The organism is Streptomyces sp. NPDC050211, assembly GCF_040656035.1.
Taxonomy (GTDB): Bacteria; Actinomycetota; Actinomycetes; order Streptomycetales; family Streptomycetaceae; genus Streptomyces.
The window spans coordinates 1-26,358 of sequence record NZ_JBFALC010000098.1 but is presented as its reverse complement, the minus strand read 5'-3'; the positions used below and the strand labels follow the sequence as shown (position 1 = coordinate 26,358).

Genomic DNA, 26,358 nt, shown 5'->3' with positions numbered 1-26,358 from the left:
TGCACAACCTCGCCCTCACCAGATAGGCCAACGGGCAGCACCGCAGCCGACCTTGCCCTCACCAGGTCCAAGATCAGTTACGGGACAAGCCTTAGCCTCGATCATTCATGAGGGTCCGTCAGCTTGCTGACGGACCCTTTGTGGTGGGTGACGGTGGGGTTTTTCGGAGTCTGGGTAGGTTGAGTGCCCGGCTGTCGCGTCGGGTGGGCGCCACGGCTCCGGTGGGCTCGTGCCGCTCGCAGGGATGGGAAAGTGCTGTTCAGCCGGGTGCGGGAGGGCGTGGAGCCGGTCCAGGGCGTCGGTGATCACGTCGGTCCAGGGCCAGTGTCCGGCGAGGCGGAGGATGTGGCGGCGGCCGGTGGTGACGAGTTGGGCGGCTGCGGAGACGGAGCCGCAGGCGGCGGGGTTCCCAGAGCCGGGCGGCGCCGGTCAGGGCGAGCAGGGGCATCCAGGCGAGCAGGTCGAGGGCGAGCAGGGGCATCCAGGCGAGCAGGTCGAGGGCGATCTGGATGATCTCCATCCAGCGTGCTCGCGGCCCTGCCCCCGTGCACGGTGACCTGGCTGCCCCTGCTGGTCACCCGCGCCGACGCAGAGGACCTCGACTCCGTCAACACCACCACCGCGCTCGTGTTGCGCGCCACCTGGACCATCGGCGCGCACGCGGCAGTGCGTTATCTGAACCAGATTGTGAAACCGGCCCGCACGGTGATCGTGCTCCAATATGGCACCCAAGAGGAGTGCCTAGCCAGGGTCGTCACCACTACCACTCAGCACAAACTCAACAGCGAGACGGCGGTGGAGGACGTCGCCGCGGACGAGGACTTCACCGCCGCCGCCCGTCGCATCGCCGCCCGCCCTCAGGACGCGGTCCTGTTCGCCGGGGTGCGCCCGGACCGCGCCGCCGCCTGTGCTCGCGCGCTGCGGGACGCGGGCCACCAGGGTGCCCGGACCGCGGGCGAGCGCGTCCTCGGCACGCCCTTCCTCGCGGCCGGCGAGGGCTGGCGGATCGGCACGGCCTACACGGACGCGAACGCCGACCCCCGTACCAAGGCGTTCGCCACGGCGTTCCGGGCCCGTTTCGCCCCCCGCCCGGCCCCTGGGCGGCCGAGGCGTACGACGCCGTCCGATTCGCCGCTCACGGGCTCGCCTTCCTCGGCGACGAGGGCCGGTCCGCCTCCGCCCTGCGTTCGGAACTCCTGCGCCGTCCCTGGCAGGGCATCACCCGCCGCATGAGCTTCGATCCCGGCGCGCAGTTCTTGAAGTCCAGCGAGGACGGCGGCGCGTTCCTGTTCCGGGTGACCGGGGGAGCGGCCCGCTTCGTGACGCGCTCCGACAACATCCGCAAGAGGTCGTGAACCAGCCCGCAGTGTGCCCGAAAAGCGTCGTACGTCAGCGAAGTCCCGTTCGCTATCCTGCCCGGGCCGACGTGGCGCGGGGTCCGGCGAAGTGAGGTCGGGGGATGAAAGCGATCGTCGTGGGGGCGGGCATCGGGGGACTGGCCGCGACGCTGAGCCTGCGCAGGGCCGGCTGCGAGGTCACACTCGTCGAGCAGACGCCGCGGTTCACCGAGATCGGTGCCGGGATCCAGCTGGCGCCCAACGCGACGCGGGTGCTGCGCCGCCTTGGCCTGCTCGACGCGGTCGCCGCGCAGGCGGTCCGGCCTCCTTACGTGAGTTTCCGGACCTGGTCCGACGGGGCCGAGATCTGCCGCTTTCCGATCGGGCCGGAGGCCGAGAAGGAGTTCGGGGCGCCCTATCTGCAGGTCCATCGGGCCGATCTGCACCAGGCGCTGGCCGACGAGGTGCCGGCCGAGTGCGTGCGCCTGGACACCGTGGTCGTGGGGATCGATCAGGACGACACCACCGCGTATGTGACGACCAGGAGCGGTGAGCGGCTGGGCGCGGACCTGGTCGTGGCCGCGGACGGGGTGCGGTCCCCGGCCCGGCAGTGGCTCTTCGGCAAGGACGAGGCGGTCTTCTCCGGGACCGCCGCCTACCGGGCGCTGCTCCCGGCCGACAAGGTCGCCGATCTGGATCTGCCGGAGTACGCCGGCTGGTTCGGGCCGGGCCGGCACTTCGTCCACTACTGGGTGCGTCCCGGCCAACTGCTCAACGTCGTGGGCGTGTTCGACACTCAGGCGCCCGCGCAGGAGTCGTGGACCGCGCAGGCGGAGCCGGGAGAGCAGCTGCGCACCTTCGACGGATGGGACCCCCGGCTGCTCAGCGTCCTCGAACGCGCGGGCCAGGTCTTCCGCTACGGCATCTTCACCCGTGCCCCGCTGGAGAGATGGAACCTCGGGCGGGTGACCCTGCTCGGCGACAGCGCCCATGCGATGGTGCCGTTCCTGGCCCAGGGCGCCGCGCAGGCGATCATGGACGCGGCCGTGCTGGGCGACGTCCTCACGGGGACGACGCCGGCAGACGTGCCCGAGGCGCTCGACCGGTATGTGTGGCGCCGGCTCACGACCGCCACGGGCGTGCAGGCCGGTTCCGCCCGGGCGGGCCGGGACTATCACCTGCCGGACGGCCCCGAGGCCGAGGCGCGGAACGCCCGCTGGGTGGCTTTCGCGGCCCAGAACAGATTCGGCCCTCATGCGGTCGCGTGGGGCGTCGACGTCTGAGCCACCCCACGGAAAAACGCTTGGACTCCGTCCGTCCGCCCACGGGACACTACGGCTTCTGCCCTGTCCGTAGTGGCGCGGACGTAGAGGCAACGGCACCTCCTGACCGAGCACACGGCGGGCTGCCGTACGACACCACGGGGTTGAGATGGGATCGCCGGAATCGGGTGCGTTACGCCGGGCCAAGGGCTCGGTGCTGCTCGCCCTTCGTTACTACGGACGGGAGTTGTCCCGGCTGCGGTGGCTGACGCTGCCCGCGATGCTGCTGCCGGCGCTGGGCAACATCGGCATCTACTACCTCGCGCCGCTGGTCGTCGCGAAGCTGGTCGGCCGTATCGCCGGCGACACCGATGTCTCGCTCGGCTGGACACTGCCGTACGTCCTCGGCTTCGCGGGTGTCCTGCTGCTCGCGGAGACGTTCTGGCGCATCGGCCTGCACTGTCTGAACCGCCTTTCCGCCCGCAGCATCGAGCAGCTGTACGTGATCGGCATGGACCAGCTGTTCGCCAAGGACGCCGCGTTCTTCCACGACAACTTCGCCGGGGCACTGACCAAGCGGGTCCTCAGCTTCGCCTCGCGCTTCGAGGACTTCATCGACACGCTGACGTTCCAGGTGGTGGCCAGCTTCGTGCCGCTGCTGTTCGGGTCGGTCGTGCTGTGGCGCTACGAACCCCTGCTCGTCCTCGGACTGCTGGCGATGATCGCGTTGACGGCCCTGTGCGTGCTGCCGCTCATCCGCCGTCGCCAGGCACTCGTCGACCAGCGCGAGGAGGCGATCGCCCGGGTGTCGGGCCATGTCGCCGACAGCCTGATGAACATGGACACGGTCCGGGCGTTCGCCGCCGAAGCACATGAGGCCGCCGAGCACCGCTCCCGGGTCGCCCAGTCGCGCCGGCTCACCCTGCGGTCCTGGGACTACGGCAATCTGCGCATCGACACGCTGGTGGCGCCGATGTCCGTACTGACCAACGCACTCGGCCTGCTGCTCGCGGTCGCCCTCGCCGGGGGCACGCACGGCGTGGAGGCGGTCGTGGTCGCCTTCACGTACTACACGAACGCGACGCGGATCATGTTCGAGTTCAACCAGATCTACCGCCGTCTGGAGAGCTCGATGACGGAGGCCGCGCAGTTCACCGAACTGCTGCTGGTACCGCCGACCGTCCTCGACCCGGTGACTCCCGAGCCGCTGCGGCCCGGCGCCGCCGACGTCCGCTTCGAGCGGGTGACCTTCGCCCACGCCGGTGGGGAGCCGCTCTTCGAGGGCCTCGACCTGACCGTGCCCAGCGGGACGAAGCTCGGGCTCGTCGGCCGGTCCGGCGGCGGCAAGACCACACTCACCCGGCTGCTGCTGCGGATGACCGACATCGACGCCGGCCGGATCCTGGTCGGGGGACAGGACATCAGCAGGCTGCGCCAGGCCGACCTGCGGAGTCTGATGGCCTACGTGCCGCAGGACCCGGCGATGTTCCACCGCACCCTGCGGGACAACATCGCGTTCGCCCGGCCGGACGCCACCGAGGCCGAGATCCGGCGCGCGGCTCAGGCGGCGCACGTCACGGAGTTCGCCGACGCCCTGCCGCACGGCTTCGACACCCTGGTGGGCGAGCGGGGGATCAAGCTGTCCGGCGGACAGCGCCAGCGGGTCGCTCTCGCCCGGGCGATCCTGCGCGACGCGCCGATCCTGCTGCTCGACGAGGCGACCAGTGCCCTGGACTCCGAGAGCGAGATCCTCGTCCAGGAAGCGCTGTGGCGGCTGATGGAGGGGCGGACGGCGCTGGTCGTGGCGCACAGGCTGAGCACGGTCGCCACCATGGACCAGCTCGTCGTCCTCGACCGCGGACGGATCGTCGAGCAGGGCACGCACCAGGAACTGCTCGCCTCGCACGGGACGTACGCGAAGCTGTGGCAGCACCAGTCGGGCGGCTTCCTCGACGACACCGCCCCCGACTACACCACCGCGGCAGCGGAGCCTGGCCACTGAAGAAAACACGATGTCCAGGGCGGCCACGCGGGCAGCCCTGGACATCGTGATCAGAAGGTTCAGACGAGGTCGAACCGGTCCAGGTTCATGACCTTGTCCCACGCGGCGACGAAGTCCTTGACGAACTTCTCCTTCGCGTCGTCGCTCGCGTAGACCTCGGCGAGCGCACGCAGCTCGGAGTTGGAGCCGAAGACCAGGTCGGCACGGGTGCCGGTCCACTTGACCTCGCCCGTGGCGGCGTCGCGGCCCTCGAACGTGGTCTGGTCCTCCGAGGTCGACTTCCACGTCGTGCCCAGGTCGAGCAGGTTGACGAAGAAGTCGTTCGTCAGGACGCCCGGGGTCTCGGTGAGGACGCCGTGCTTCGACTGCTGGCTGTTCGCACCCAGGACACGGAGGCCACCGACGAGGGCCGTCGTCTCGGGCGCGCTCAGGGTCAGCAGGTTCGCCCGGTCCAGCAGCAGGTACTCGGCGGGAAGGCGGTTGCCCTTGCCGAGGTAGTTGCGGAACCCGTCCGAGGTCGGCTCCAGCGCGGCGAACGACTCCGCGTCGGTGTGCTCCTCGGTCGCGTCGACACGGCCCGGGGTGAAGGGCACCTCGATGTCGAAGCCCGCGTCCTTGGCGGCCTTCTCGACGCCGGCACAGCCGCCGAGGACGATCAGGTCGGCCAGGGAGACCTTCTTGGCGCCGGAGTTGAACTCACCCTGGATCGACTCGAGGGTGCGCAGCACCGTCGCGAGCTGGTCGGGGTCGTTCGCCTCCCACGTGCGCTGCGGCTCCAGACGGATCCGCGCGCCGTTGGCGCCGCCGCGCTTGTCGCTGCCGCGGTACGTCGAGGCCGACGCCCACGCGGTGGAGACCAGCTCGGAGACCGACAGGCCCGAGTCGAGGAGCTTGGCCTTGAGCGCCGCGATGTCGGCGGCGTCGATGACCTCACCCTCCGCCTCCGGCAGCGGGTCCTGCCACAGCAGCGTCTCCTCCGGAACCTCCGGGCCGAGGTACAGCGACTTCGGGCCCATGTCGCGGTGAGTCAGCTTGTACCAGGCGCGGGCGAAGGCGTCCGCGAACTGGTCGGGGTTCTCGTGGAAGCGGCGCGAGATCTGCTCGTAGATCGGGTCGAAGCGCAGCGAGAGGTCCGTCGTGAGCATCGTGGGCAGACGCTTCTTCGACGGGTCGTGCGCGTCGGGGATGATCGCTTCGGCGTCCTTGGCCACCCACTGCTTGGCGCCGGCCGGGGACTCGGACAGCTCCCACTCGTAGCCGAAGAGGATGCTGAAGAAGTCGTTGCTCCACTGGGTGGGCTTGGTGGTCCAGGTGACCTCCAGACCGGAGGTGATGGCGTCGCCGCCCTTGCCCGTGCCGTAGGTGCTCTTCCAGCCCAGGCCCATCTCCTCCATGGAGGCGGCCTCGGGGTCGTTGCCCACGTGGTCGGCCGGGCCGGCGCCGTGGGTCTTGCCGAAGGTGTGACCACCGGCGATGAGGGCGACCGTCTCCTCGTCGTTCATCGCCATCCGGCGGAACGTCTCACGGATGTCGCGGGCCGCCGCGATCGGGTCCGGGTTGCCGTTCGGGCCCTCCGGGTTGACGTAGATCAGACCCATCTGGACCGCGCCGAGCGGGTTCTCCAGCTCACGGTCGCCGGAGTAGCGCTGGTCGTCGAGCCAGGTGGTCTCGGGACCCCAGTAGACGTCCTCCTCCGGCTCCCAGACGTCCTCACGGCCACCGGCGAAGCCGAAGGTCTTGAAGCCCATCTGCTCCAGGGCGACATTGCCGGTGAGGATCATGAGGTCGGCCCAGGAGATGGACTGGCCGTACTTCTTCTTGACCGGCCACAGCAGACGGCGGGCCTTGTCCAGGTTGCCGTTGTCGGGCCAGCTGTTGAGCGGGGCGAAGCGCTGCTGACCGGCACCGGCGCCGCCGCGGCCGTCGCTGATGCGGTAGGTGCCCGCGCTGTGCCAGGCCATCCGGATCATCAGCGGGCCGTAGTTGCCGAAGTCCGCCGGCCACCAGTCCTGCGAGGTCGTGAGCACCTCGGCGATGTCCCGCTTCACGGCCGCGAGGTCGAGGTTCTGGAACGCCTCGGCGTAGTCGAACTCCTCGCCGAGCGGGTTCGCCACGGCGGGGTTCTTGGCCAGGATTTTCAGATTGAGCCGGTCCGGCCACCACTGGCGGTTGCCGCCGCCCTGAGTGGGGTGCGCCGCGCGCTGGTGCGCGACCGGGCAGCCACCTACGCCCTCCGCCTTGGGGTCGGTGACGATTGCATCAGGGTTCTCAGCCATGGGAATCCTTCCGGACTGCTGGATCTTCGGTGCTCAGGAACTGCGTGGGGTGGAACAGTCGGGGCACTGGCCCCAGTAGATGACCTCGGCCTCGTCGATGGCGAAGCCGTGGTCGTCGGACGCGGTCAGGCAGGGTGCCTCGCCCATCGCACAGTCGACGTCGGCGACGGCACCGCAGGACCGGCAGATGACGTGGTGGTGGTTGTCCCCGACACGTCCCTCGTACCGGGCCGGGCTGCCGGCCGGTTCGATACGCCGGATGAGGCCCGCCCCGGTCAGTGCGTGGAGGCCCTCGTACACGGCTTGAAGGGAGACATGGCCGACGCGGTCACGGACCCCGGAGGCGATCGCCTCGACACCGAGGTGATCGCCGTGCCGGACGGTCTCGAGCAGCGCGGCACGCGCCGCCGTCACCCGCAGGCCGGCACCGCGCAGCTCCTCGGCCGTGGTCGGAGTCTCGGATGCGGTCATGCCGCAGAACCTATCCTCAAGAACACGAATGATTCAAGAAAACGACTGGTTCTAATTTAATGTCGTGTCGGGGCACGGTGGTGGACGGGCCCGCGAGGGACTCGCCCGCTCAGCTCACGCAGCCCACATGCGCCAGCGCCTGCTTCAGCAGGACCCCGTGCCCGCCCGGCATGTCGCTCTGTACGGCCGGGGACAGGGCCTCCTGGGGGCTGAACCAGACGAGGTCGAGGGCGTCCTGCCGGGGCCGGCAGTCGCCGGTGACCGGGACGACGTAGGCGAGGGACACCGCGTGCTGACGCGGGTCGTGGTAGGGCGTGATGCCCTGGGTGGGGAAGTACTCGGCCACCGTGAAGGGCTGGAGGGACGTCGGGACGCGGGGCAGCGCCACCGGGCCGAGGTCCTTCTCCAGGTGGCGCAGCAGGGCGTCCCGGACCCGCTCGTGGTGCAGGACACGGCCGGAGACCAGCGACCGGCTGACCGTTCCGTCGGGTCCGATGCGCAGCAGCAGGCCGATGCTGCTGACTTCGCCGCTGTCGTCGACGCGCACGGGCACAGCCTCGACGTACAGGATCGGCATGCGGGCGCGCGCCATCTCGAGCTCGTCGGCGGAGAGCCAACCGGGCGTGGTTTCGGTCATGTCAGACATTGCTTGATCATACTTTCAGGAGTTGGCGGAAAACCGGTAGATCCGTCGGGCGTTGTCCCGCCCGGCCCAGCGGGCGACGCGCAGCGCGTCCGGCAGGCTCAGCTCGTCGGCGTCCACCCGGTCCTGCAGCAGCCCGGCCAGCCCCTGCCGGAAGGCCACCGCGCCGAGCAGATAGAACTCGGCCAGACCATAGGCGTCGGAGCTGTACAGCAGCTTGCGGAACGGGGTGATTTCCAGAGCCTCCTCCAGGACCGCCCGCGCCCGGACCGGCCCTACGTGGTGCAGGGTCAGCCCCACATCGAGGTACACCTGCTCGAACACCGCGGCCAGATAGCCGGCCTGCCGCTGGTACGGCCAGCAGTGCAGCAGGAGGACGGGGATCGTGCCCTTCGTCAGGTGCAGCCAGTCGGTCAGGAGGGCGGGGTCCGCGCGGTGCAGACGGATGTCGTCGTCACCGAAGCCCGTGTGCAGCTGGAGCGGCAGGCCCAGCTCCACGGCCGTCCACAGCAGATGTCGTACGAGAACGGGGTGCGCGAGTCGGCCACCTGCGGCGAGCCATTGACGGGCCGCCTCGGTGACCTCCGCGTCCGTCGGGCGGGCCGGGTCCAGGTCGAAGCCGGTGCGGTAGGCGGCGACGGACTTCACGGCCACCACGCCCGGACGCCGTACCGCCGACTCCGCCGCCGCGCGGACCATGCGCGCGTACTCGTCCGGTTCCACCCCCTCGGCCGCGACCGCCTCAGCGAGGGATTCCAGTCGTACGACCTCGAAGGCGTCCGCGTCCGCCGCCTCCGCCAGCTCCGCCGGAGCGGTCAGCCGGTCCGGGGTGTAGCCGGTGTCGACGCAGAACACCTCCGTCCGCGCGGCCGTGAGGAAGCGGCGGTTCACATCGCGCGCGCCCAGCTCCGTGCGCCGGGCCAGGTATGCGTCGGCGGGTGCGTGCCGGGGCAGGTCGAGGAGGGGAGCGCAGTGGCGGCGGACGGCCGTGCCGACGGGTGTGTCGAAGGTCGAGATGCCCGGCCAGGTGCCGCCTTCGGTGAGCAGTGACTCGAAGCCCTCCCGGTCGAGATCGGCCGTGGTGACGCCGTGGCAGTGATGGTCGAACAGGGGCAGCGCGGCCAACTCGTCCTGGACGGCGCCCATGTCAGTACTTCCAGCGGTACGCCGCCGCGATCCGCTCGTCGTCCAGTCCCGCCACGGCCGCGATCTCCCCCAGGCGTACGGCGGTCACCGCGTCGGCGAGGACCGGGCCCAGGGCGGTGCGCAGCCGTTCGTCCTTGCGGAACTCCTCGACCGACTCCGCCAGCGAGGTGGGCAGCCGGCGCACCGCCTCGCCCAGGCGTGCCGGGTCGCCGGTGATCTCCTCGGGCAGGGGCGCCGAGGACGTCACTCCGTCCAGTCCGGCGGCGATCAGGCAGCCGAGGGCGAGATACGGGTTGGCGGCCAGGTCGACCGGTTTGACCTCGAGGTTCGCCGCCTGGTCGCGCAGGCCCGCCGTACCGGTGACGACGCGTACCGCCGCCTCACGGGTCTCGTGGCCCCAGGTGGTGAACACCCCGGCCCACTGGGAGGGTTTGAGCCGCAGATGGCTCGCCGGGCTCGGGGCGGTGACGGCCGTCAGGGCGGGCAGGTGGGCGAGGATTCCGGCCGCGAAGGACTCCGCCTCGCCCGTCATGCCGTACCGGCCCGCGCCGCCGGAGTGCAGGTTCGCGCCGTCGCGCCAGGCGGAGAGATGGATGTGGCCGCCGTTGCCGACGCCCTGCGCGAACACGGCCGGGGCGAAGGAGACGACCAGCCCGTGGCGCTGCGCCACCGCCCGGACGGTCTGCCGCACCAGCACGCTGCGGTCGGCCGCCGCCACCGGGTCGAGCGCGCCCACCGAGATCTCGAACTGCCCCGCCGCGTACTCGGGATGGAGCTGCTCGACATCCACGCCCTGCGCCGCGCACGCCGCCAGCAGATCGGCCGTGTAGTCGCTCAACTCCACCTGCCGGACCGCCCCGTACGCCGGACCCGACACCGCGGGCACGAACTCCCCGTCCGCCGTGGGTCCCCGGCCCACCGCCCACTCGATCTCGACCGCGGCTCGGAAGGTGATGCCGTGCCGCTCGGCCGCGTCGGCGACGATCCGGCGCAGGAAGGTGCGGCTGCAGGCGGGATGCCGCTCGCCGTCCTGGGTGATCCGGTCGACGGGCGCCCACGCCCAGCCGGGCTGCCCTGCCAGGGCGACCAGTTGGTCCAGGTCGGGGTAGAGACGCAGGTCGCCGTCGGGCGAGCCGAGGACGTCGGTGGAGACGATGGAGTCGTTCGCCAGGAACGTGTCGAACACCGGCGACATGCCCACGCCCCAGGCCGCCGCCGAGGGGAGCTTGGCGGTGGGGACGGCCTTCACCCGTCCGACGCCCGCCGTGTCGACGTAGGCCAGGACGACGCCGTGCACACCCCGGCCCGACAACTCCCCGCTCAGCGCGGTGGCCCGCTCGACATCACCGGGACGCCCTCCGGGGACGGGGTCGGCAAGGGTGGTCATACGTCCTCCTCGGCGGACTCGGCGGCTAAACGCTCCGCTGAAGGCCGGTGCGTCATGTGCGGGTCCGTTGTGGCTGGTCGCGCAGTTCCCCGCGCCCCTTCGGGGCGCTACCAGGGTTTCACGGCCACCGCCCCGAACTGCGGTACCGCGGCGGGCAGGTCGGGTCCGGCGCGCCACTGGGAGCACGGCACCATGCCCGGGTCGAGCAGCTCCAGTCCTTCCAGGAAGGCGGTTATGTCCGCGCGGCTGCGGGCCGTGATCGGCGGCGTGGCGTTCTCGTTCCAGAACTTCATCGCCGGGATCTGGCCCTCGCCGCCCAGGTCCGCGTCGAAGGTGGGGTGCGTCAGGACCAGGAAGCTGCCGGAGGGGACGGCCTCCATGACGCGGCCCACGATGTGCCGCGCCTTGTCGGTGTCCAGCACGAAGTTGAGGATGCCGAGCATCATCACGGCGACGGGACGGGTGAAGTCGAGGCTCCGCGCGGCGCGTTCCAGGATCGCGTCCGGGTCGTGCACATCCGCGTCGACGTAGTCGGTGACGCCCTCGGACGTGCCGGTCAGCAGGGTGCGGGCATGGGCGAGCACGATCGGGTCGTTGTCGACGTACACGATCCGTGCCTCGGGCGCGAGGCGCTGGGCGATCTCATGGGTGTTCTCGGCCGTCGGCAGTCCGGTGCCGATGTCGAGGAACTGCCGCACGCCACGCTCACCGGCGAGGAACCGCACGGCACGGCCGAGGAATTCGCGGTCCGCGCGGGCGATGTCCCGGATCACCGGGAACATGGTCGCCACGTGCTCGCCGACGTGCTGGTCGACCTCGTAGTTGTCCTTGCCGCCGATCCAGTAGTTCCACACGCGCGCGTTGTGCGCCACAGCGGTGTTCAGCCTCGGTGACCCGCCCGGCGGGGTGTGGCTCTCGCTCAACTCTGCTCCTTCGCGCGCCCGCAGCCGTAGCCGCCATTGTTCCGTCCGAAGATCAGCATGTCCCGGAAACGGCCCGAGCAGAAGTGGGCGTGACATGGCCCGGGGGAAGATCGGGCGAACCGGCCAAGATGCGGTGTGCTACCGGCGAGTACCCCGGCCCTGTGACGCGTGCGGCGCCTGAGGTAGGGTCCCCTGCGATCCGCAACCACTCACAGGCTGCAGACCGCTACGGGCGGTGTCGAAGGGGGCGGCAGCATCATGGAATTCCATCTGGTCGAGGAGGAGCCGGCGCGGGGCGGTGCGCGGCTGGAAGCCCTGGCCACGGAACCCCTGCTGACACGGGACTACGAGACCCGGCCCGCGCTCGTCTACGAGCGGCTGCGCGAGCGCCACGGCCCGGTCGCCCCGGTCGACCTGCTGGGCGTGCCCGCATGGCTGGTGCTGGGCTACCGCGAGTCGCTCCAGGTACTGCACGACGACGCCGGCTGGCCGAAGGGTCTGGAGAACTGGCGGGCCCGGTCGGAGGGCCGGGTGCCCGCGGACTGGCCGCTCGCGCCCTCCCTCGAGGTCAACCACGTGCTGATCCAGGGCGGCTCGGGGCACCGTCGGCTGCGCAGCGCCTGGGACGGCGCCCTGCGGCCGTTCCAGGACCCCCGCCAACCGCAGGCCAAGCGGCTGAAGGCGGCCGTCACGACCTACGCCGACGAGCTGATCACCCTGCTGGGACAGGGCGGCGGCACGGGCATGGCCGACTTGTCGGCGCAGTTCTCCCGCCCGCTGCCGCTGATGGCGGCGAGTCATCTGCTCGGTTTCCCCGGCTCGCAGGGCGACGACGCCCTGATGGACATGTGGCGGGTGCTGGACGCGGGCCCGGACGCCGAACCCGCCCTGGCGCGGCTGCTGCGGACGCTCAGCGAGCTGGCCGCCGCCAAGCGGGAGCAACCGGGCGACGATTTCCCCTCCATGATGCTGGCCGCCGACCCGGATCTCTCGGTCGACGAGCTCGCCCGCGAGCTGTTCATGCTGCTCGGCATGACCTCCGACCACGTCGGCATCCTCATCTCCAACACCGTGGTCGAAGTGATCTCCGGAGAACGCGAGGGAGGAGTGCGCGCGGTCCTGTCCGCCGGGATGGTCCGGGAGACCATGAACCGCGTGGTCATGCGCAAGCCGCCGCTGGTCAACTTCGTGCCGAGGTTCGCGGCCGCGGACACCCGGCTCGGGAACTACACCATCCACGCCGGTGACCCCGTGTGGGTCTCCTCCGCCGCCGCGCACGCTGACCCCGTGTTCGCCGGACAGACGGCGCCGGGCTCCTCCACCATCAGCAGCCGCGCGCATCTGTCCTGGGGAGCGGGCCCGCGCCAGTGCCCGGCCCGCGAGCTGGCGTCGACGATCGCGGCGGCGGGCGTGAACCGGGTCTTCGAACGCTTCGCCCACCTGGAACTGGCGCTGCCGGTCGACCAACTGCCGTGGCGCTCCTCGCCGTTCATGCGAGGGCTGCGCTCGCTGCCCGTGCGCTACGAACTCGCCGAGCAGACACCGCCGCGTTATGTGCCGGCGGCGGTGCCTCCGGAAGCCGCGGCGCCCGAGGCGGACGTACCGGACCAGTCCATCCGCCGGCGGTCGTCGCTGTGGCGGTATCTGACGGGGCTGATCCGTCCGGGCGGCTGAGCGCCGGTCATGAGCCGGGCCGCACCTGTCCGCTCTGCCAGGCCCAGGCGGCGATCTCCACCCGGTTCCGGGCGTTCAGCTTGAGCTGGATGCTGGAGAGGTGGGTCTTGACCGTGGACAGGGACACATACAGTTCGGCGGCGATCTCGGCGTTGGTGCGGCCGAGGGCGACCAGGCGGACCACGTCGAGCTCGCGGTCGGTGAGGGGTTCCGGCAGGGGCACGGCGCGGGGCGGGGCGGTCGGCTCCGGGGTGGCCGTGACGTGCTTGAGCAGGCGTACGGTCACCGAGGGGGAGACCAGTGAGTCGCCGGCCGCGGCGGCGCGTACCGCCTCCGCGAGGAGTGTCGGCCCCGAGTCCTTGAGCAGGAACCCGCACGCACCGCCGCGCAGCGCGCCGTACACGTACTCGTCGAGGTCGAAGGTGGTGACGACCACCACGCGCATCGGGTCGGCCACCTCGGGCCCGGCCAGCAGCCGGGTCGCCTCCAGGCCGTCCAGCTTGGGCATCCGGATGTCCAGCAGGCACACGTCCGGCCGCACCCTGCGGGCCAGCGCGACCGCCTCCTCGCCGTCGGCGGCCTCCGCGACGACGGCGATGTCGGGCTGGGCGTCGAGGAAGAAGCGGAAACCGGTGCGGACCATGTCCTGATCGTCGGCGATCAGGACGCGGATGGGGGCGCCCGGCGGGGCGGGGGTCGTCATGGCTCGATCATGCCTCAGGGAATCGGAGGAGGACGGCCCGCCGGTACGCCGGGCCGTCCTCGCCATGGATGTCGTCAGTCCGCGGTCTGCGCCGGATCGGCCGTCACTCTGCGCAGCAGGGGCCGGCTGCCGCTGATGGCGGCGAACATGGCCAGCGCTCCGACGACCACGCACACGGTCAGCTGGATGAGACCCGACGTGTTGATCGTGGCCCCGACCAGCTTGTTGAGCTGATACGAGCCGTACATGCCCATCGCGGTGGTGCCGCCGGCCAGCACGACCAGGGGCAGGACCGTCTCGCGGACCCGGGCCCGGTCCAGCACCTTCAGCGGCGTGCCCGCCAGGCGCAGCAGGCCGTAGACGCGCCGCCGGTCCAGGACATTCGCGGCGGCGGTGAGACCCGCGGAGGCGGTCGCCAGGACGAAGCTCATGGCCAGTGTCGCGGTGCTGACCTGGGCGATGCGGTCGGTGATCGTGCGGTCGCTCGCTGTCGCGTAGTCCTGCGTGTACGGCAGGTGGCCCGAGCCGACGGAGGACAGGACGGTGACGGCGGTGTCCATCCGCTCCGTGCCGCCGGAGACATGGGCGACCACGCCGGGGCTGCCACCGAGCAGGCTGTCGTAGTCGTCGGCGCTGACGACGGTGACCTTCGCGGTGACGCCCGCACGGTCCAGCAGAGTGCGGGCCTCGACGGCGGTGTGCCGGGAGTCGGTGGCGTTCGCGGTGATCACGGCCACCTGGCCGCCGTAGTTCGCATCGCCGAAGCTCAGCATGCTGACCGAGAAGAACCCGGCCGCGAAGCCGGCCAGTACCAGACCGCTGACGGTGCGCCAGGCGCCCCGCGGGTCGTCGCTGAGCCTGCGGGCGGCCAGTAGGGTGGCCGGACGGCGGGCGAAGCGGCCTGCGAGCCGGCCCAGCTGGTCCACGACCCATGGGCCGAACAGCCAGAACGCGCCGTAGAAGACGAACAGCATGACCAGCAGCTGTCGGCTGGTGACCTCGCCTCCCGTGGACACCCAGATGTAGCCCAGGGCGGCCACAAAGGCGACCAGCCGGATCAGCCGGGTCCGCCGGGGGTTCGCCTGCTGGGCGACCCCCAGGGGTGAGGTCGCCACCTGACGCAGCATCGACACGGCACTGACCGTGATGAGTGCGGTGACCGCCAGCACGACCGCCGCGAACCACCCCGGTCCGACCCAGAGTTGGCCTGTGTACCAGCTGCCGACGCCGTACGGGATCTCGGCGAGGGCGGGTAGCAGGGCGACGTAGGCGAGCGCGCCCGTCAGCGCTCCCACCGCACCGACGCCGGCTGCCTCCGCGGCGGTCATGCCGATGATCTGCCGTGGGGTCGCCCCGGCCAGTCGCAGCGCGGCGAGCCGCTGTTCGCGCCGGGCCGCCCCCAGTCGTCCGGCCGCCGCGGAGAGCACCACCACGGGCATCGCCAGCAGGACCACGCCGAGCAGCGCGGTCGTCCGGTCCCCAGTGGTGAAGAAGGTGGCCTTGGTCCCGGAGAACCCGGAGATCACGGCCCGCCCGGCCTGGTCCTCATCCCACCAGTTCGCGCTCTCCGCGGCGGCCTGCGACATCGCGCGGTCGGACGGCGCCCGGCCGACCACGGCGACCAGCTCGTCCGGCGAGGCGAGACCGGCGGCGCCGATCGTGCCGTAGGACTTCACCTCGGGGAAACGGCCGGCCAGTTGGTTCGCCGGCAGCTTGTGCAGCAGTTCGGCGAGGGCGGGGGAGACATACACCTCGCCCTGCTTCGGGAAGGTGTCGAGACCGGGCGGGGCCGGGGTCGCGGAGCGGCCGGGCAGCTGGGCGAGCGACACGACGGCGAGGGGTTCGCCGCGGATGTACGTCGTGGCGAGCGCCTGGACGGCCGTGCCGTTCTTGGCGGGCACGGGGGTGCGCCAGGTGGTGTGGTCGGCGCGGGTGCCGGAGCCGACGGTGGCGGCGATCATCACCAGCATCACGAAGGCGCCGACGGCGGCGGCCCCGGCGGCCAGCAGGTGGCTCTGCAGGCCGCGGCGACCGGAAGCCTTGGCCAGATGGAAGGTCAAGGGCAGGACGGGGGAACGCATTTCGGCATCTCCGCTGAGAAGAGGGGGATCAGGCGACCGTGTACTGGCTGTGGCCGCTGACGCGGCCGTCGCGGACCTGGAGGACGCGGTCGCAGTGGGCGGCGACCTCGGCATCGTGCGTGACCATGACCAGGGCGGCCCCTTGGGCCCGGGTGACCGAGGTGAGCAGCTGGATGACCTCCGTACTGGTCGTCTGGTCCAGGGCGCCGGTCGGCTCGTCGGCGAAGACCACGTCCGGTTCGACGGCCAGGGCGCGGGCGATGGCGACCCGCTGGGCCTGACCGCCGGAGAGCTGTCCGGGACGGCGCTCTTCCAGGCCCTCCAGGCCGAGCGGCGCGAACCAGCGCCGGGCCCGCTCGACGGCCTCCTTGCGCGGGGTGCCCTCCAGCATCAGGGGCAGGGCGACGTTCTCCTGAGCGGGCAGCTCCGGAAGCAGCTGGCCGAACTGGAACACGAACCCGAACCGCTTGCGGCGCAGCTCACTGAGGCGGTTCTCGCCCAGCTGGTCGATCCGCTCCGCACGCAGCAGCACCTGACCGCCGTCGGGACGGACGATCCCCGCGAGGACGTGCAGCAGCGTGGACTTGCCGGACCCGGACGGCCCCATGATCGCCAGCGAGTCACGCTCGCCGACCTGAACGTCCACACCCGCGAGCGCGGTCGTGGACCCGTACTTCTTGACGAGGCCGTGCCCGGCCAGAACGGTGTTCATGATGTGAGTGGCTCCTCTGTCCTGCACTCTTAATTGGCCTTGGTCAAGCGCCCCGCAAGGGGCGCGGGGAACTGCGCGACCAGCCACAACGGCGCCGCAGCGAACCGCCGACCGATCGCCGCACCCGCGGAGCTCTCAGCGCTCAAACTTCCAGGTGACGGAGTCCCCCGTGGCCTTGACCACGGAGACCGGTATGTCCACGGACGACCCGTCCGACTTCTTGCCGGAGCAAGTGACCGTCGCGCCCGCCACCGCCTTCAGCCCGCTCGGACACCGCACGTCGTGAACCTTCACGCCGATGAGCGGAATCGGGTGGTACTTGCTCTGCACCCGGCCCGCGACGATGTTCGAGGACAGGGCCTTCTGCCCGTCCACCTGCACGGTGTTGGAGGTCTCCAGAGCGGTCGTCGACTCGGTGCCGGAGAGCGCGTACGCACCGACACCGGCGACGCCGAGCACGGCGGACGCGCCGCCGACGACACCGACGAGGAACTTGCGCTGCATGAGGACTCCTTGGAGCTGAAGGGGAGGAAGTGGCTCCACCCTCGCCCGCGCACCCGGGCCCGCGCCTCGGCCATAAGGCCAGCGTGCGCGACCGCCCCCTCGGCCGATCGGCCGATGCCGTGCCGCGGGCGCACACCACACCGTGATCGGCAAGAAAGCCCCCGGCAGGCCGCTCTGGCGTCGCTCCCACTCACGGCTGTTCAATGAGGCTGCACATACGCCACCGGGAGAGGAGCCCTCAGTGTCACCAGCAGCCGCTCCGCCCGTCGGCGCGCGTATCCGGCAGGCGCGTCAGGACCGAGGGATGAGTCTGCGGTCGCTGGCCCGGGAGATCGGGGTCTCGGCGAGCCTGGTGTCGCAGATCGAGACGGGCAAGAGCCAGCCGTCCGTCAGCACGCTGTACGCGATCACGACAGCGCTCGGCATCTCCGTCGAGTCCCTCTTCGAGGCGCGGGAGTCCATGCCGCGGATCGCGGCGGGCGCCGCCCCCGGCACCGTCCTGCACGCCCTCGCGGCCTTCGCCGCCGACCCTGGCCGGCGCATCGGCCCGCTGGTCACCCCCGGCGAGCGCGAGACGCTGGAGCTGGACTCGGGGGTCGTCTGGGAGCGTCTCGGCCATGTACCTGGCACGGACGTGGACTTCCTGCGGGTGACCTACCGGCCCGGCGGCTCCTCCTCCAGCTCCGGCGGCCTGATGCGGCACACGGGCACCGAGTACGGCTTTCTCACCTCGGGTGAACTAGTCCTCACCCTGGGTTTCGACGAATACCCGCTGCACCCCGGCGACGCGGTCTGCTTCGAGTCGACGACACCGCACCGCTACCGCAACGATGGAGAGGAACCAGCCGTCGGCGTATGGTGTGTGTTCAGTAGCACTTGACACTTCCGGCGGGTGGACGTTCACTCCGAATCGGGGGTGGTCGCCATGGCGATCCGCACATTCGGACCCAATGCCGTCGACTGGGAAGAGCGCGTCGACCTGGACCGGCTGCGCAAGCAGCGCCTGGCCCGGCTGAACGAACAGCTGAACCGCTCCGAGCTGGGCGCGCTGCTCAGCTTCGACTTCGCCAACATCCGCTATATGACGGCCACGCACATCGGCACCTGGGCGATGGACAAGCTGATCCGCTTCGCCCTGCTGACCCGCGGCGGCGAGCCGGTCGTCTGGGACTTCGGCTCCGCCGCCCGCCATCACCAGCTCTACAACCCGTGGCTCGACTACAGCGACGGCAAGGGCGGCCCGCCCACCGGCGCCCGCGCCGGCATCTCCACCCTCCGGGGCGCCTTCCACCCGGACGCGGGCATAGCCGAGGACGTCGCCCGGAAGATCGCCGCCGAGCTGCGCGCGCACGGCCTGGCCCAGGAACCCCTCGGCATCGACGTCGCCGAGATGCCCGTCCTCACCGCCCTGCGCGCCGAGGGCATCGACGTCGTCGACGGCCAGCAGGTCTTCCTGGAGGCCCGCCGCATCAAGACCGGCGACGAGATCTCCCTGCTCACCCAGGCCTGCGCGATGGTCGACGCGGCCTACGAGGAGTTGTACGGCTATCTGCGCCCCGGCGTGCGCGAGAACGAGTGCGTCGGCGTCGTCAGCAAGGTCCTGTACGACCTCGGCAGCGAGTACGTCGAAGGCGTCAACGCCATCTCCGGCGAACGCTGTTCACCGCACCCGCACGTCTACAGCGACCGCCTGATCCGCCCCGGCGACCCCGCCTTCTTCGACATCCTGCACAGCCACCTCGGCTACCGCACCTGCTACTACCGCACCTTCGCCGTCGGCAGCGCCTCCCGCGCCCAGCGCGACGCCTACGTCCGCTGCCGGGAGTACATGGACGAGGCGATCTCCCTGGTCCGGCCCGGCGCCACCACCGCCGACATCGTCCAAGTGTGGCCGCGCGCCGAGGAGTTCGGCTTCGCCGACGAGACGGCGGCCTTCGCCCTCCAGTACGGCCATGGCGTCGGCCTGTCCATCTGGGAGAAGCCGATCTTCAGCCGTCTGGTCTCGCTCGACCACCCCGAAGTCCTCGAAGAGGGCATGGTGTTCGCGCTGGAGACCTACTGGCCCGCCGCCGACGGCTGGTCCGCCGCCCGCATCGAGGAGGAACTCGTCGTCACCGCCGACGGCTGCGAGGTCATCACCAAGTTCCCGGCGGAGGAACTGCTGGTGGCGGGACGCAAGTACTGGACGGTGGGCGGCGAGCTGAACACGCGCCGTGAGGCGCAGTCCCACCTGAACACGGGGACGGCCGATGGACGGCACTGAACTCCTCACCCGGTACGAGCAGATGGCCGTCATCCGCCGTACGGAGAAGGCCGCCCACGACCTCTTCCTGCACGGCCTGGTCAAGGGCACCACCCACCTCGCCGCCGGACACGAGGCGATCGCCGTCGGCGCGAGCGCCGCCCTGCGCCCCGACGACTACGTGTTCGCCACCTACCGCGGGCATCACCACGCCCTGGCCCGTGGCGCCACCCCCGAGGAGTGCCTCGCCGAACTCATGAGCCGGGCCACCGGACTGTGCAAGGCCAAGGGCGGCTCGATGCACCTGACCAAGGCGGCCACCGGCATGCTCGGCTCGTACGCCATCGTCGGCGCCCATCTGCCGATGGCGGTCGGCGCCGCCTGGTCGGCCCGGTTGCGCGGCACCGACCAGATCGCGGTGGCCTTCTTCGGTGACGGCGCGACCAACATCGGCGCTTTCCACGAGGCGCTGAACCTGGCGGCCGTATGGAAGCTGCCGGTGCTGTTCGTGTGCGAGAACAACCTCTATATGGAGTACACGCCGATCGCGGACGTCACGGCGGTGGCACGCCCCGCCGCCGACCGGGCGCCCGCGTACGGCATCCCCGGCGAGGTCGTCGACGGCAATGACGTCGTCGCCGTTCATGAGACGGTCGAGCGTCTCGCCCGGCGGGCCCGGGCCGGAGACGGGCCCGCCCTCATCGAGGCGCAGACCTACCGTCACTTCGGGCACAGTCGCGCCGACCCGGCGACCTACCGCCCGGCCGAGGAGGTCGAACGGTGGCTCAAGCACGACCCGCTGGACCTCGCCCGTGGACGCCTCGTCGAGCTGGGGGTGGCGCCGGAGACGGTCACCGCGGCGGACGACCGCGCGCGGGATGTCGTAGCGAAGGCGGTCGAAGCGGCGAAGGCCGCTCCCGGGCCCGATCCGGGTGAGGCGCTGACCGATGTGTGGGCCGACGGAGGTGCCGCATGGCGGACGTGACAGCCGAACGGGCCGTCGGCGCACGGGAGATCAGCTACCGGGAGGCGGTCGCCGAGGGCATCGCGCGGGAGATGCGGCGCGATCCGGCGGTGGTGTGCCTGGGCGAGGACATCGGTGAGGCCGGCGGGGTCTTCAAGACGACCGTCGGACTGCTGAAGGAGTTCGGGCCGGAGCGGGTGTGGGACACGCCCATCTCCGAACAGGCCATCGTGGGCGCGGCGATGGGCGCCGCGATGACCGGGATGCGACCCGTCGCGGAGATCATGTTCTCCGACTTCCTGGCCTGCTGCTGGGACTACCTCGCCAACGAGATACCCAAGGTCCGCTATATGACGGGCGGCCAGGTGACCGTGCCCCTCGTCGTGCGCACCGCCAACGGCGGCGGACTCGGCTTCGGCGCCCAGCACTCCCAGGCCACCGAGAACTGGGCGCTCACGATCCCCGGCCTGAAGATCGCGGCACCGTCGACGCCCGCCGATGTGATCGGCATGATGGCGGCGGCGATCCGCAGCGACGACCCCGTGGTCTTCTTCGAGCACAAGGGCCTGCTGGCGAGCAAGGGGACGCCTGCGCCACCCGGTCATGTGGTCGACCTGGGAAGCGCGACCGTCGTACGCGAAGGCGCCGACGTGACGCTCGTGGCGCTCGCCTCGATGGTGCCGGTGTCACTCCAGGCCGCCGAACTGCTGGCGGCGGAAGGCATCCACGCGGAGGTCGTCGACCTGCGCTGCCTCGTCCCGCTGGACGTCGCCACCGTCCTCGCCTCGCTCGCCCGGACCTCGCGGCTCGTGACGGTCGAGGAGAACCCGTACCAGGGCGGCTGGGGCGCCACACTCGTGTCGGTCGTCGCCGACGAAGGATTCGGTCTGCTGGACGCGCCCGTGCGCCGGGTGGCGGGGGAGTGCGTCCCGCTGCCGTTCGCCGACGCGCTGGAGGAGCAGGTCATCCCCACCGTAGAGAAGGTCGTGGCGGCGGTCCGCAGCCTCGCCGCGTATTGAACACCCCATGGGAGGAAGCACGATGACCAATCGGACACTCCTGCGCGCCGGGCACGTCCTCTCGATGGACCCGGACATCGGAGACCTGCCCAAGGGGGACGTCCTCATCGAGGACGGCCGGATCGCGGCGGTGCGGCCAGAGATCGACGCGGACGCCGAGATCCTCGACATGACCGGCCGCATCGTGATCCCCGGCTTCGTGGACACCCACCGCCACACCTGGGAGGCGTCGATCCGCAACGTCGCCCCCGACGCCACCCTGGACGACTACTTCGTCGACATCCTCGACACCTTCGCACCGCTCTACACCCCCGAGGACGTGTACGCCGCCAACCTCGCGGGATCGCTGGAGTGCCTGAACGCCGGCATCACGACCCTCGTCGACTGGTCGCACATCAACAACACGCCCGCCCACCCGGACGCCGCGATCCAGGCGCTCACGGAGACCGGCATCCGCGCCCAGTACGCGTACGGCAGCGCCAACACCTCGCTCGCCGACTACTGGTTCGACAGCAAGATCGCGATCCCGGGCGACGACGTACGGCGGATCCGCAGCACCTACTTCGCCTCCGACGACAGTCTGCTGACCATGGCCCTGGCCACCCGCGGCCCCGGCTTCTGCACCAACGACGTCGTCACCGCCGAGTGGGCCCTCGCCCGCGACCTCGGCATCCCGATCACCGTGCATGTGGCGATGGGCCGCCAGGCGGGCCGCTTCGGCATGGTCAAGCAGCTGCACGACCTGGGGCTCCTCGGCGCCGACACCACCTACATCCACTGCTGCTACTTCAGTGAGGAGGAGTGGCAGCTGGTGGCCGACAGCGGCGGTACGGTCTCGATCGCGCCGCAGGTCGAGGAGCAGATGGGCCACGGGTGGCCGCCCGTGATGAAGGCCATCGAATTCGGGCTGCGGCCGTCCCTGAGCATCGACGTCGTCACCACCGTGCCCGGCGACATGTTCACCCAGATCCGCGCGGCCTTCGGCGCCGAGCGCGCCCGCGTCAACGCCGACTGCTGGAAGGCCAACCTCCCCGTGCCCGACACCATGTTGACGGCACGTCAGATGCTGGGGATCGCGACCCGCAACGGCGCCCATGTCGCGGGCATCGAGGACCGCACCGGCTCCCTGACCCCCGGCAAGCGCGCCGACGTCGTCGCGATCGACGCCACCGCGCTGAACGTCGCCCCGGTGCACGACGCGGCGGCCGCGGTGACACTGTCGGCGGACGTCTCCAACGTCGACACGGTCATCGTCGACGGCGTGATCCGCAAGCGCGACGGCCGCCTCGTGGCCGACGTCGACCGGGCCCGCCGACTGGTCCAGGAGTCCCGCGACCGGCTCCTGGCCGCTAAGGAGGCGAAGAGCGCGGCATGACCAAGCACCTGGTGCGCCGGGCCGCCGACGTCCCCGAGCCGCCGTACGACGAACTCGGCCATCGGCGGCGGACGTTGGTCGGTGAGGACGACGGCAGCGTGCACACCGGCTTCGGCCTCTGCGAGCTACGGCCGGACGGCCGGGTCGCCGCCCATGTGCACTCGTACGAGGAGAGCTTCCACGTGCTCGACGGGACCGTCATCCTCGATGTGCCCGAGGGGTCCTACCTCCTCGAAGAGGGCGACTACGGCCTCCTCCCGGCCGGCGTCCCGCACGCCTGGCGCGGCGCCGGGGCCACGGGCGGACGGTGGGCCGACATGCTCGCCCCGGTGCCGCGGGCCCGCTACGGGTACGACACCCAGGCGGTGCCCGCGCTGCCCGCGCGCGACCCCGTCCGTATCGACGTCCGTGACCCGCGCACCCGGTCGCTCGGGCACTTCGAGCCCGGGCAGATGGACCCGGGAAAGCAGTCCCAGGATCTGCTCGCGGTCTCGGCGAGCATGCGCACCGCGCTGCTCGTCTACAGCGGCATCACCGTGAAGATGATGGTCGACAGCGACCTGGGCGCGGTCGCCTCGACGATGTTCATGGTGCAGTACGCGCCCGACGGCGTCGCGGGCAGCCACGACCACCCCTTCGAGGAGACGTATCTGATCCTCGAAGGGGTCGTGGACGCGACGTTCGACGGTCTGCGGTATCGGCTGGTTCCCGGCGACTGCGCCTGGGCAGGCGCCGGATGTGTGCACGGATTCGCCAACGCCGGTACGGGACCCGTGCGTTGGCTGGAGACGCAGGCGCCGCAGCCGCCGGTGCGCCACTCCTACCGGTTCACGCGGGACTGGGACTATCTGAGGGAGGTATTGGGGTCATGAACAGCGTCCTCGTCGTCGGCGGTACGTCAGGCATCGGCCGTGAGTTCGCGCGGATGCGCGCGGAGCGCGGGGACGAGGTCGTGATCACCGGCCGCGACGCCCACCGTTCCGACACGCTGGCCAAGGAGATCGGCGCGGCCCGCGGACTCGCCCTGAACCTGTCGCGGCCGGGCGAGATCGCCGCGGCGCTGGCCGACGTCGGCCGCGTCGACCATCTGGTGCTCGCCGGGGTCACCCGCGACGACAACCTGGTGGACGAGTACGACATCGATGCCGCACTGAACCTGGTCACGCTGAAGCTGGTCGGCTACACGGAGGTCGTGCACGTCCTGCGGGCCCGGCTGCACGACGACAGCGCCATCGTGCTGTTCGGCGGACAGGCCAAGGAACGCCCCTACCCGGGGGCCACGACGGTGGCGGCCGTCAACGCCGGGATGACCGGCCTGATGCACGCCCTCGCCGTCCAGCTCGCCCCCGTCCGCGTCAACGCCGTCCATCCCGGCGTGGTGGGCGACAGCCCGTACTGGCTGGCCAAGCCGGAGAAGGTGCTGACGGCCCTCCGCACCGAGACACCCACCGGACGGCTCGCCACGATGGCGGACGTGGCGGACGCCGTGGACTTCCTGCTGCGCAACCGGTCCGTCAACGCCGCGGAGTTGAGCGTGGACGGGGGCTGGCTGCTGGGCTGAAGATGACGGCCCTGTTCATGCTTTCAGCGGGTCGTGGCCGATGGACATCAGCCGGTGCCGACGGCGGGTCTCCTCCGGCTCCGGCTCGTTCTCGAGATCCGCCTGCTTGTTCACCGTGTCCACCACCTCGTACATCACCCGGATGTCGTCGTCCGTGAGATCGGTGCGGCGCTTCTGCAGGATCGCCAGCACATGCTGCCCGGTCGGTGAACCGGCGTGTTCGGGAAGCGGTTCGGTCTCCTCGTCGGCGTCACTGACCCGGAGCCAGGCGGCCAGTTCCTGCGAGGTCATGTTCACCACGCGGTGGAACTCGTCCCACAGCGTGTCGAGTTCAAGGGCGTCGCTCATGATGCGCCTCTTCCGTGCGTGCTCTCTCGCCCGTCAGTCGCGCGGCCAGTTCTCGGCGTCGAACATCCACCGCTGCTTCTCCAGCTCGCGGGTGATGCCGATCAGCAGATCCTGGGTGACCGGATCCGGCTTCTCGGTGGCGTCGATCCGCTCGCGCAGCCGTCCGATGGCCGTCTCCAGCGCGTCGACGAGCAGTTGGACGACCTCCGTGTCCCGCAGCCAGCCGTCCTTCGGTCCGGGCAGCGTGAACGCCGAGGCGATCGTCTCGGGCCGGCCGTCCGGCGGCAGACCGAGCGCCGCGGCCCGCTCGGCGACCGTGTCGGCGTAGCCGCGGGCCGCCGTCACCACCTCGTCGAGCTGAAGATGGATCGAACGGAACCGTGGACCCACGATGTTCCAGTGCGCCTGCTTCCCGATCAGTGAGAGCCCGAGCAGATCCACGAGCGTGTTCTGCAGCGCCTCCCCGGCGATCGCGCGGGCCGGTTCGGGCAGCGTGCTCTTCACGACGGTCATGGCGTGCTCCTCCTTGCGGCTTCGCGTCTGCTGGTACGGAGCAGTCGACGGCGTTCGTCCTCACCGGTGCCGCCCCAGACGCCCGTGGTCTGGCCGCTGTCCAGCGCCCAGGTCAGGCACTCGGCGGAGACCGGACAGCGGGCACAGACGCGTTTGGCCTCCGCGATGTCCCGCAGCGCCGGTCCGGACGTGCCCACCGGGAAGAACAGCTCAGGGTCCTCTCCTACGCAGGCTGCACTGCCCAACCACTCCATGCGGGCGCGGGTGCCCAGGGCGAACTGGTGCAAAACACTAGGCCCGGTGTCCCGTGAGTTCGTGCTCGCCGGGACCATAAGGCGAGACGGTCCTTACGGCACCGGTTAGCTGCAACTAGCATCGGTCTCCGCATGGACACGATGACGCTCTGGCACATAACCGGCTGGGAGTTCGCCGCCCTCGCCGCCGCGGCCCTCCTCGTCGGCTTCTCGAAGACCGCGGTGAGCGGCGCCAACACGGTCAGCCTCGCGATCTTCGCGGCGGTGCTGCCGGCCCGCGCCTCCACCGGCGTACTGCTGCCGGTCCTGATCGCCGGCGACGTACTAGCCGTCCTCACCTACCGGCGGCACGCCCACTGGCCCACGCTGTGGCGGCTGTTCCCCGCGGTCGCCGCGGGCGTCGTCGGCGGCACGCTGTTCCTGATGTGGGCGGACGACGGGATCGTCCGGACGTCGATCGGGGCGATCCTGCTGATGATGGCCGCGGTGACGGTGTGGCGGCGGCGCAAGGCCGACGCGGAGGCGGAGCAGCCGGACTCGGTCGTCACCCGCTCCGGCCGGATCAAGGCCCGCTCGTACGGCGTCCTCGGCGGCTTCACCACCATGGTCGCCAACGCGGGCGGCCCGGTCATGTCGATGTACCTCCTCTCCGCGGGCTTCCGCAAACTCGGCTTCCTGGGCACCTCCGCCTTCTTCTTTCTGATCGTCAACGTGTCCAAGGTCCCCTTCAGCGTCGGCCTCGGCCTGATCGACGGCCACTCGCTGCTCCTCGACGCCGCACTCGTCGCGTTCGTCGTGCCCGGGGCGTTCATCGGCAAATGGGCGGTGGACCGCATCAACCAGCGGCTGTTCGAACAGCTGGTGATCGCGGCCACGGTGCTGGGCGGCCTGCAACTGCTCCTGCGCTGACTTCCAGGCGGTCTTGGTGAAGCCGGTGCAGTTCCTCGCGCCCCGCAAGGGG

Annotated in this window: 26 protein-coding genes and 1 pseudogene; 13 read left to right on the top strand and 14 right to left on the bottom strand. The window is 70.9% G+C overall.

Annotated elements, in window-relative coordinates; genetic code table 11:
* Positions 1–264: 264 nt before the first annotated feature.
* Positions 265–469 (bottom strand): annotated as a pseudogene (locus AB0I98_RS46110) (transposase); the annotation flags it as partial.
* 56 nt (positions 470–525) lie between these two features.
* Between AB0I98_RS46110 and AB0I98_RS46105 the strand changes: the two are divergent.
* The 4 genes from AB0I98_RS46105 to AB0I98_RS46090 all read left to right on the top strand — a co-directional run bounded on the left by AB0I98_RS46105 (position 526) and on the right by AB0I98_RS46090 (position 4,601).
* Positions 526–1,233 (top strand): hypothetical protein, encoded by a 708-nt coding sequence (locus AB0I98_RS46105; RefSeq protein ID WP_362952071.1) that lies wholly within the window; start codon positions 526–528, stop codon positions 1,231–1,233.
* Complete coding sequence (locus AB0I98_RS46100) at positions 1,230–1,355, top strand: hypothetical protein (RefSeq protein ID WP_362952070.1); 126 nt, start codon at positions 1,230–1,232, stop codon at positions 1,353–1,355. The genes AB0I98_RS46105 and AB0I98_RS46100 overlap by 4 nt, the downstream gene beginning before the upstream one ends.
* A gap of 104 nt (positions 1,356–1,459) precedes the next feature.
* A complete protein-coding gene (locus AB0I98_RS46095; protein ID WP_362952069.1) occupies positions 1,460–2,620 on the top strand; it encodes an FAD-dependent monooxygenase in 1,161 nt (386 codons plus the stop codon).
* Between the two features lie 148 nt (positions 2,621–2,768).
* Entirely contained in the window at positions 2,769–4,601 is a 1,833-nt protein-coding gene (locus AB0I98_RS46090) for an ABC transporter ATP-binding protein (protein ID WP_362952068.1), read from the top strand.
* 59 nt (positions 4,602–4,660) lie between these two features.
* Here AB0I98_RS46090 and katG read toward each other — a convergent pair whose 3' ends face one another.
* From katG to AB0I98_RS46060, 6 genes are all read right to left on the bottom strand, one after another.
* On the bottom strand, positions 4,661–6,877 hold the full coding sequence (katG, locus tag AB0I98_RS46085) for a catalase/peroxidase HPI (RefSeq protein ID WP_362952067.1): 2,217 nt from the start codon (positions 6,875–6,877) through the stop codon (positions 4,661–4,663).
* 33 nt (positions 6,878–6,910) lie between these two features.
* Positions 6,911–7,348: a Fur family transcriptional regulator gene (locus tag AB0I98_RS46080; protein ID WP_210575482.1), complete on the bottom strand. Its 438-nt coding sequence runs from the start codon at positions 7,346–7,348 to the stop codon at positions 6,911–6,913.
* Positions 7,349–7,457: 109 nt separating this feature from the next.
* The gene (locus AB0I98_RS46075; RefSeq protein ID WP_362952073.1) at positions 7,458–7,985 is read right to left on the bottom strand and encodes an NUDIX hydrolase family protein; all 528 of its coding nucleotides are present in this window, start codon (positions 7,983–7,985) and stop codon (positions 7,458–7,460) included.
* Between the two features lie 24 nt (positions 7,986–8,009).
* The gene (locus AB0I98_RS46070; protein ID WP_362952066.1) at positions 8,010–9,137 is read right to left on the bottom strand and encodes an amidohydrolase family protein; all 1,128 of its coding nucleotides are present in this window, start codon (positions 9,135–9,137) and stop codon (positions 8,010–8,012) included.
* A 1-nt stretch (position 9,138) separates the two neighbouring features.
* Positions 9,139–10,524, bottom strand: coding sequence for a glutamine synthetase family protein (locus AB0I98_RS46065; RefSeq protein WP_362952065.1), 1,386 nt, complete (start codon positions 10,522–10,524; stop codon positions 9,139–9,141).
* Positions 10,525–10,631: 107 nt separating this feature from the next.
* Complete coding sequence (locus AB0I98_RS46060; protein ID WP_362952064.1) at positions 10,632–11,447, bottom strand: SAM-dependent methyltransferase; 816 nt, start codon at positions 11,445–11,447, stop codon at positions 10,632–10,634.
* A gap of 258 nt (positions 11,448–11,705) precedes the next feature.
* On the opposite strand from AB0I98_RS46060, the gene AB0I98_RS46055 reads away from it, so the two are divergent.
* Positions 11,706–13,121 (top strand): cytochrome P450, encoded by a 1,416-nt coding sequence (locus AB0I98_RS46055; protein ID WP_362952063.1) that lies wholly within the window; start codon positions 11,706–11,708, stop codon positions 13,119–13,121.
* A 7-nt stretch (positions 13,122–13,128) separates the two neighbouring features.
* Here AB0I98_RS46055 and AB0I98_RS46050 read toward each other — a convergent pair whose 3' ends face one another.
* The 4 genes from AB0I98_RS46050 to AB0I98_RS46035 all read right to left on the bottom strand — a co-directional run bounded on the left by AB0I98_RS46050 (position 13,129) and on the right by AB0I98_RS46035 (position 17,121).
* Entirely contained in the window at positions 13,129–13,824 is a 696-nt protein-coding gene (locus AB0I98_RS46050; protein ID WP_362952062.1) for a response regulator transcription factor, read from the bottom strand.
* A 74-nt stretch (positions 13,825–13,898) separates the two neighbouring features.
* Complete coding sequence (locus AB0I98_RS46045; RefSeq protein WP_362952061.1) at positions 13,899–15,905, bottom strand: FtsX-like permease family protein; 2,007 nt, start codon at positions 15,903–15,905, stop codon at positions 13,899–13,901.
* Between the two features lie 28 nt (positions 15,906–15,933).
* Positions 15,934–16,617, bottom strand: a complete 684-nt coding sequence (locus tag AB0I98_RS46040; RefSeq protein ID WP_362952060.1) for an ABC transporter ATP-binding protein — start codon at positions 16,615–16,617, stop codon at positions 15,934–15,936.
* Positions 16,618–16,752: 135 nt separating this feature from the next.
* Complete coding sequence (locus tag AB0I98_RS46035) at positions 16,753–17,121, bottom strand: DUF4333 domain-containing protein (protein ID WP_362952059.1); 369 nt, start codon at positions 17,119–17,121, stop codon at positions 16,753–16,755.
* A gap of 241 nt (positions 17,122–17,362) precedes the next feature.
* Here AB0I98_RS46035 and AB0I98_RS46030 point away from each other — a divergent pair, with 241 nt between their 5' ends.
* From AB0I98_RS46030 to AB0I98_RS46000, 7 genes are read left to right on the top strand one after another with little or no spacing between them, the layout of a single operon-like run.
* Complete coding sequence (locus AB0I98_RS46030) at positions 17,363–18,001, top strand: XRE family transcriptional regulator (protein WP_362952058.1); 639 nt, start codon at positions 17,363–17,365, stop codon at positions 17,999–18,001.
* Positions 18,002–18,046: 45 nt separating this feature from the next.
* Entirely contained in the window at positions 18,047–19,384 is a 1,338-nt protein-coding gene (locus tag AB0I98_RS46025; protein ID WP_362952057.1) for a Xaa-Pro peptidase family protein, read from the top strand.
* Positions 19,371–20,348: a thiamine pyrophosphate-dependent dehydrogenase E1 component subunit alpha gene (locus AB0I98_RS46020; protein ID WP_362952056.1), complete on the top strand. Its 978-nt coding sequence runs from the start codon at positions 19,371–19,373 to the stop codon at positions 20,346–20,348. Before AB0I98_RS46025 ends, AB0I98_RS46020 begins: the two co-directional genes overlap by 14 nt.
* Positions 20,336–21,346, top strand: a complete 1,011-nt coding sequence (locus tag AB0I98_RS46015) for an alpha-ketoacid dehydrogenase subunit beta (RefSeq protein WP_362952055.1) — start codon at positions 20,336–20,338, stop codon at positions 21,344–21,346. The genes AB0I98_RS46020 and AB0I98_RS46015 overlap by 13 nt, the downstream gene beginning before the upstream one ends.
* A gap of 22 nt (positions 21,347–21,368) precedes the next feature.
* Complete coding sequence (locus AB0I98_RS46010; RefSeq protein WP_362952054.1) at positions 21,369–22,721, top strand: amidohydrolase family protein; 1,353 nt, start codon at positions 21,369–21,371, stop codon at positions 22,719–22,721.
* Positions 22,718–23,593: a cupin domain-containing protein gene (locus AB0I98_RS46005; protein ID WP_362952053.1), complete on the top strand. Its 876-nt coding sequence runs from the start codon at positions 22,718–22,720 to the stop codon at positions 23,591–23,593. Before AB0I98_RS46010 ends, AB0I98_RS46005 begins: the two co-directional genes overlap by 4 nt.
* The gene (locus tag AB0I98_RS46000) at positions 23,590–24,282 is read left to right on the top strand and encodes an SDR family oxidoreductase (RefSeq protein WP_362952052.1); all 693 of its coding nucleotides are present in this window, start codon (positions 23,590–23,592) and stop codon (positions 24,280–24,282) included. The genes AB0I98_RS46005 and AB0I98_RS46000 overlap by 4 nt, the downstream gene beginning before the upstream one ends.
* A gap of 15 nt (positions 24,283–24,297) precedes the next feature.
* Here the strand turns inward: AB0I98_RS46000 and AB0I98_RS45995 are convergent, their stop codons facing one another.
* Genes AB0I98_RS45995 through AB0I98_RS45985 form a run of 3 tightly spaced genes read right to left on the bottom strand, consistent with a single transcriptional unit; the run spans position 24,298 to position 25,397 of the window.
* Positions 24,298–24,630, bottom strand: a complete 333-nt coding sequence (locus AB0I98_RS45995; RefSeq protein WP_362952051.1) for a DUF3140 domain-containing protein — start codon at positions 24,628–24,630, stop codon at positions 24,298–24,300.
* A gap of 33 nt (positions 24,631–24,663) precedes the next feature.
* Complete coding sequence (locus tag AB0I98_RS45990) at positions 24,664–25,143, bottom strand: DNA starvation/stationary phase protection protein (RefSeq protein ID WP_362952050.1); 480 nt, start codon at positions 25,141–25,143, stop codon at positions 24,664–24,666.
* Positions 25,140–25,397, bottom strand: coding sequence for a WhiB family transcriptional regulator (locus AB0I98_RS45985; protein ID WP_362952072.1), 258 nt, complete (start codon positions 25,395–25,397; stop codon positions 25,140–25,142). The genes AB0I98_RS45990 and AB0I98_RS45985 overlap by 4 nt, the downstream gene beginning before the upstream one ends.
* A gap of 132 nt (positions 25,398–25,529) precedes the next feature.
* Between AB0I98_RS45985 and AB0I98_RS45980 the strand changes: the two genes are divergently transcribed.
* A complete protein-coding gene (locus AB0I98_RS45980) occupies positions 25,530–26,306 on the top strand; it encodes a sulfite exporter TauE/SafE family protein (protein ID WP_362952049.1) in 777 nt (258 codons plus the stop codon).
* Positions 26,307–26,358: the final 52 nt, after the last annotated feature.

Excerpts from the sequence above, each read along its gene's own strand:
- AB0I98_RS46100 (WP_362952070.1), top strand. The coding sequence starts at position 1,230 with ATGAGCTTCGATCCCGGCGCGCAGTTCTTGAAGTCCAGCGAGGACGGC.
- AB0I98_RS46095 (WP_362952069.1), top strand. The coding sequence starts at position 1,460 with ATGAAAGCGATCGTCGTGGGGGCGGGCATCGGGGGACTGGCCGCGACG.
- AB0I98_RS46090 (WP_362952068.1), top strand. The coding sequence starts at position 2,769 with ATGGGATCGCCGGAATCGGGTGCGTTACGCCGGGCCAAGGGCTCGGTG.
- katG (WP_362952067.1), bottom strand. The coding sequence starts at position 6,877 with ATGGCTGAGAACCCTGATGCAATCGTCACCGACCCCAAGGCGGAGGGC.
- AB0I98_RS46080 (WP_210575482.1), bottom strand. The coding sequence starts at position 7,348 with ATGACCGCATCCGAGACTCCGACCACGGCCGAGGAGCTGCGCGGTGCC.
- AB0I98_RS46075 (WP_362952073.1), bottom strand. The coding sequence starts at position 7,985 with ATGACCGAAACCACGCCCGGTTGGCTCTCCGCCGACGAGCTCGAGATG.
- AB0I98_RS46070 (WP_362952066.1), bottom strand. The coding sequence starts at position 9,137 with ATGGGCGCCGTCCAGGACGAGTTGGCCGCGCTGCCCCTGTTCGACCAT.
- AB0I98_RS46065 (WP_362952065.1), bottom strand. The coding sequence starts at position 10,524 with ATGACCACCCTTGCCGACCCCGTCCCCGGAGGGCGTCCCGGTGATGTC.
- AB0I98_RS46055 (WP_362952063.1), top strand. The coding sequence starts at position 11,706 with ATGGAATTCCATCTGGTCGAGGAGGAGCCGGCGCGGGGCGGTGCGCGG.
- AB0I98_RS46050 (WP_362952062.1), bottom strand. The coding sequence starts at position 13,824 with ATGACGACCCCCGCCCCGCCGGGCGCCCCCATCCGCGTCCTGATCGCC.
- AB0I98_RS46045 (WP_362952061.1), bottom strand. The coding sequence starts at position 15,905 with ATGCGTTCCCCCGTCCTGCCCTTGACCTTCCATCTGGCCAAGGCTTCC.
- AB0I98_RS46040 (WP_362952060.1), bottom strand. The coding sequence starts at position 16,617 with ATGAACACCGTTCTGGCCGGGCACGGCCTCGTCAAGAAGTACGGGTCC.
- AB0I98_RS46035 (WP_362952059.1), bottom strand. The coding sequence starts at position 17,121 with ATGCAGCGCAAGTTCCTCGTCGGTGTCGTCGGCGGCGCGTCCGCCGTG.
- AB0I98_RS46025 (WP_362952057.1), top strand. The coding sequence starts at position 18,047 with ATGGCGATCCGCACATTCGGACCCAATGCCGTCGACTGGGAAGAGCGC.
- AB0I98_RS46020 (WP_362952056.1), top strand. The coding sequence starts at position 19,371 with ATGGACGGCACTGAACTCCTCACCCGGTACGAGCAGATGGCCGTCATC.
- AB0I98_RS46015 (WP_362952055.1), top strand. The coding sequence starts at position 20,336 with ATGGCGGACGTGACAGCCGAACGGGCCGTCGGCGCACGGGAGATCAGC.
- AB0I98_RS46010 (WP_362952054.1), top strand. The coding sequence starts at position 21,369 with ATGACCAATCGGACACTCCTGCGCGCCGGGCACGTCCTCTCGATGGAC.
- AB0I98_RS46005 (WP_362952053.1), top strand. The coding sequence starts at position 22,718 with ATGACCAAGCACCTGGTGCGCCGGGCCGCCGACGTCCCCGAGCCGCCG.
- AB0I98_RS46000 (WP_362952052.1), top strand. The coding sequence starts at position 23,590 with ATGAACAGCGTCCTCGTCGTCGGCGGTACGTCAGGCATCGGCCGTGAG.
- AB0I98_RS45995 (WP_362952051.1), bottom strand. The coding sequence starts at position 24,630 with ATGAGCGACGCCCTTGAACTCGACACGCTGTGGGACGAGTTCCACCGC.
- AB0I98_RS45990 (WP_362952050.1), bottom strand. The coding sequence starts at position 25,143 with ATGACCGTCGTGAAGAGCACGCTGCCCGAACCGGCCCGCGCGATCGCC.
- AB0I98_RS45985 (WP_362952072.1), bottom strand. The coding sequence starts at position 25,397 with ATGGAGTGGTTGGGCAGTGCAGCCTGCGTAGGAGAGGACCCTGAGCTG.
- AB0I98_RS45980 (WP_362952049.1), top strand. The coding sequence starts at position 25,530 with ATGGACACGATGACGCTCTGGCACATAACCGGCTGGGAGTTCGCCGCC.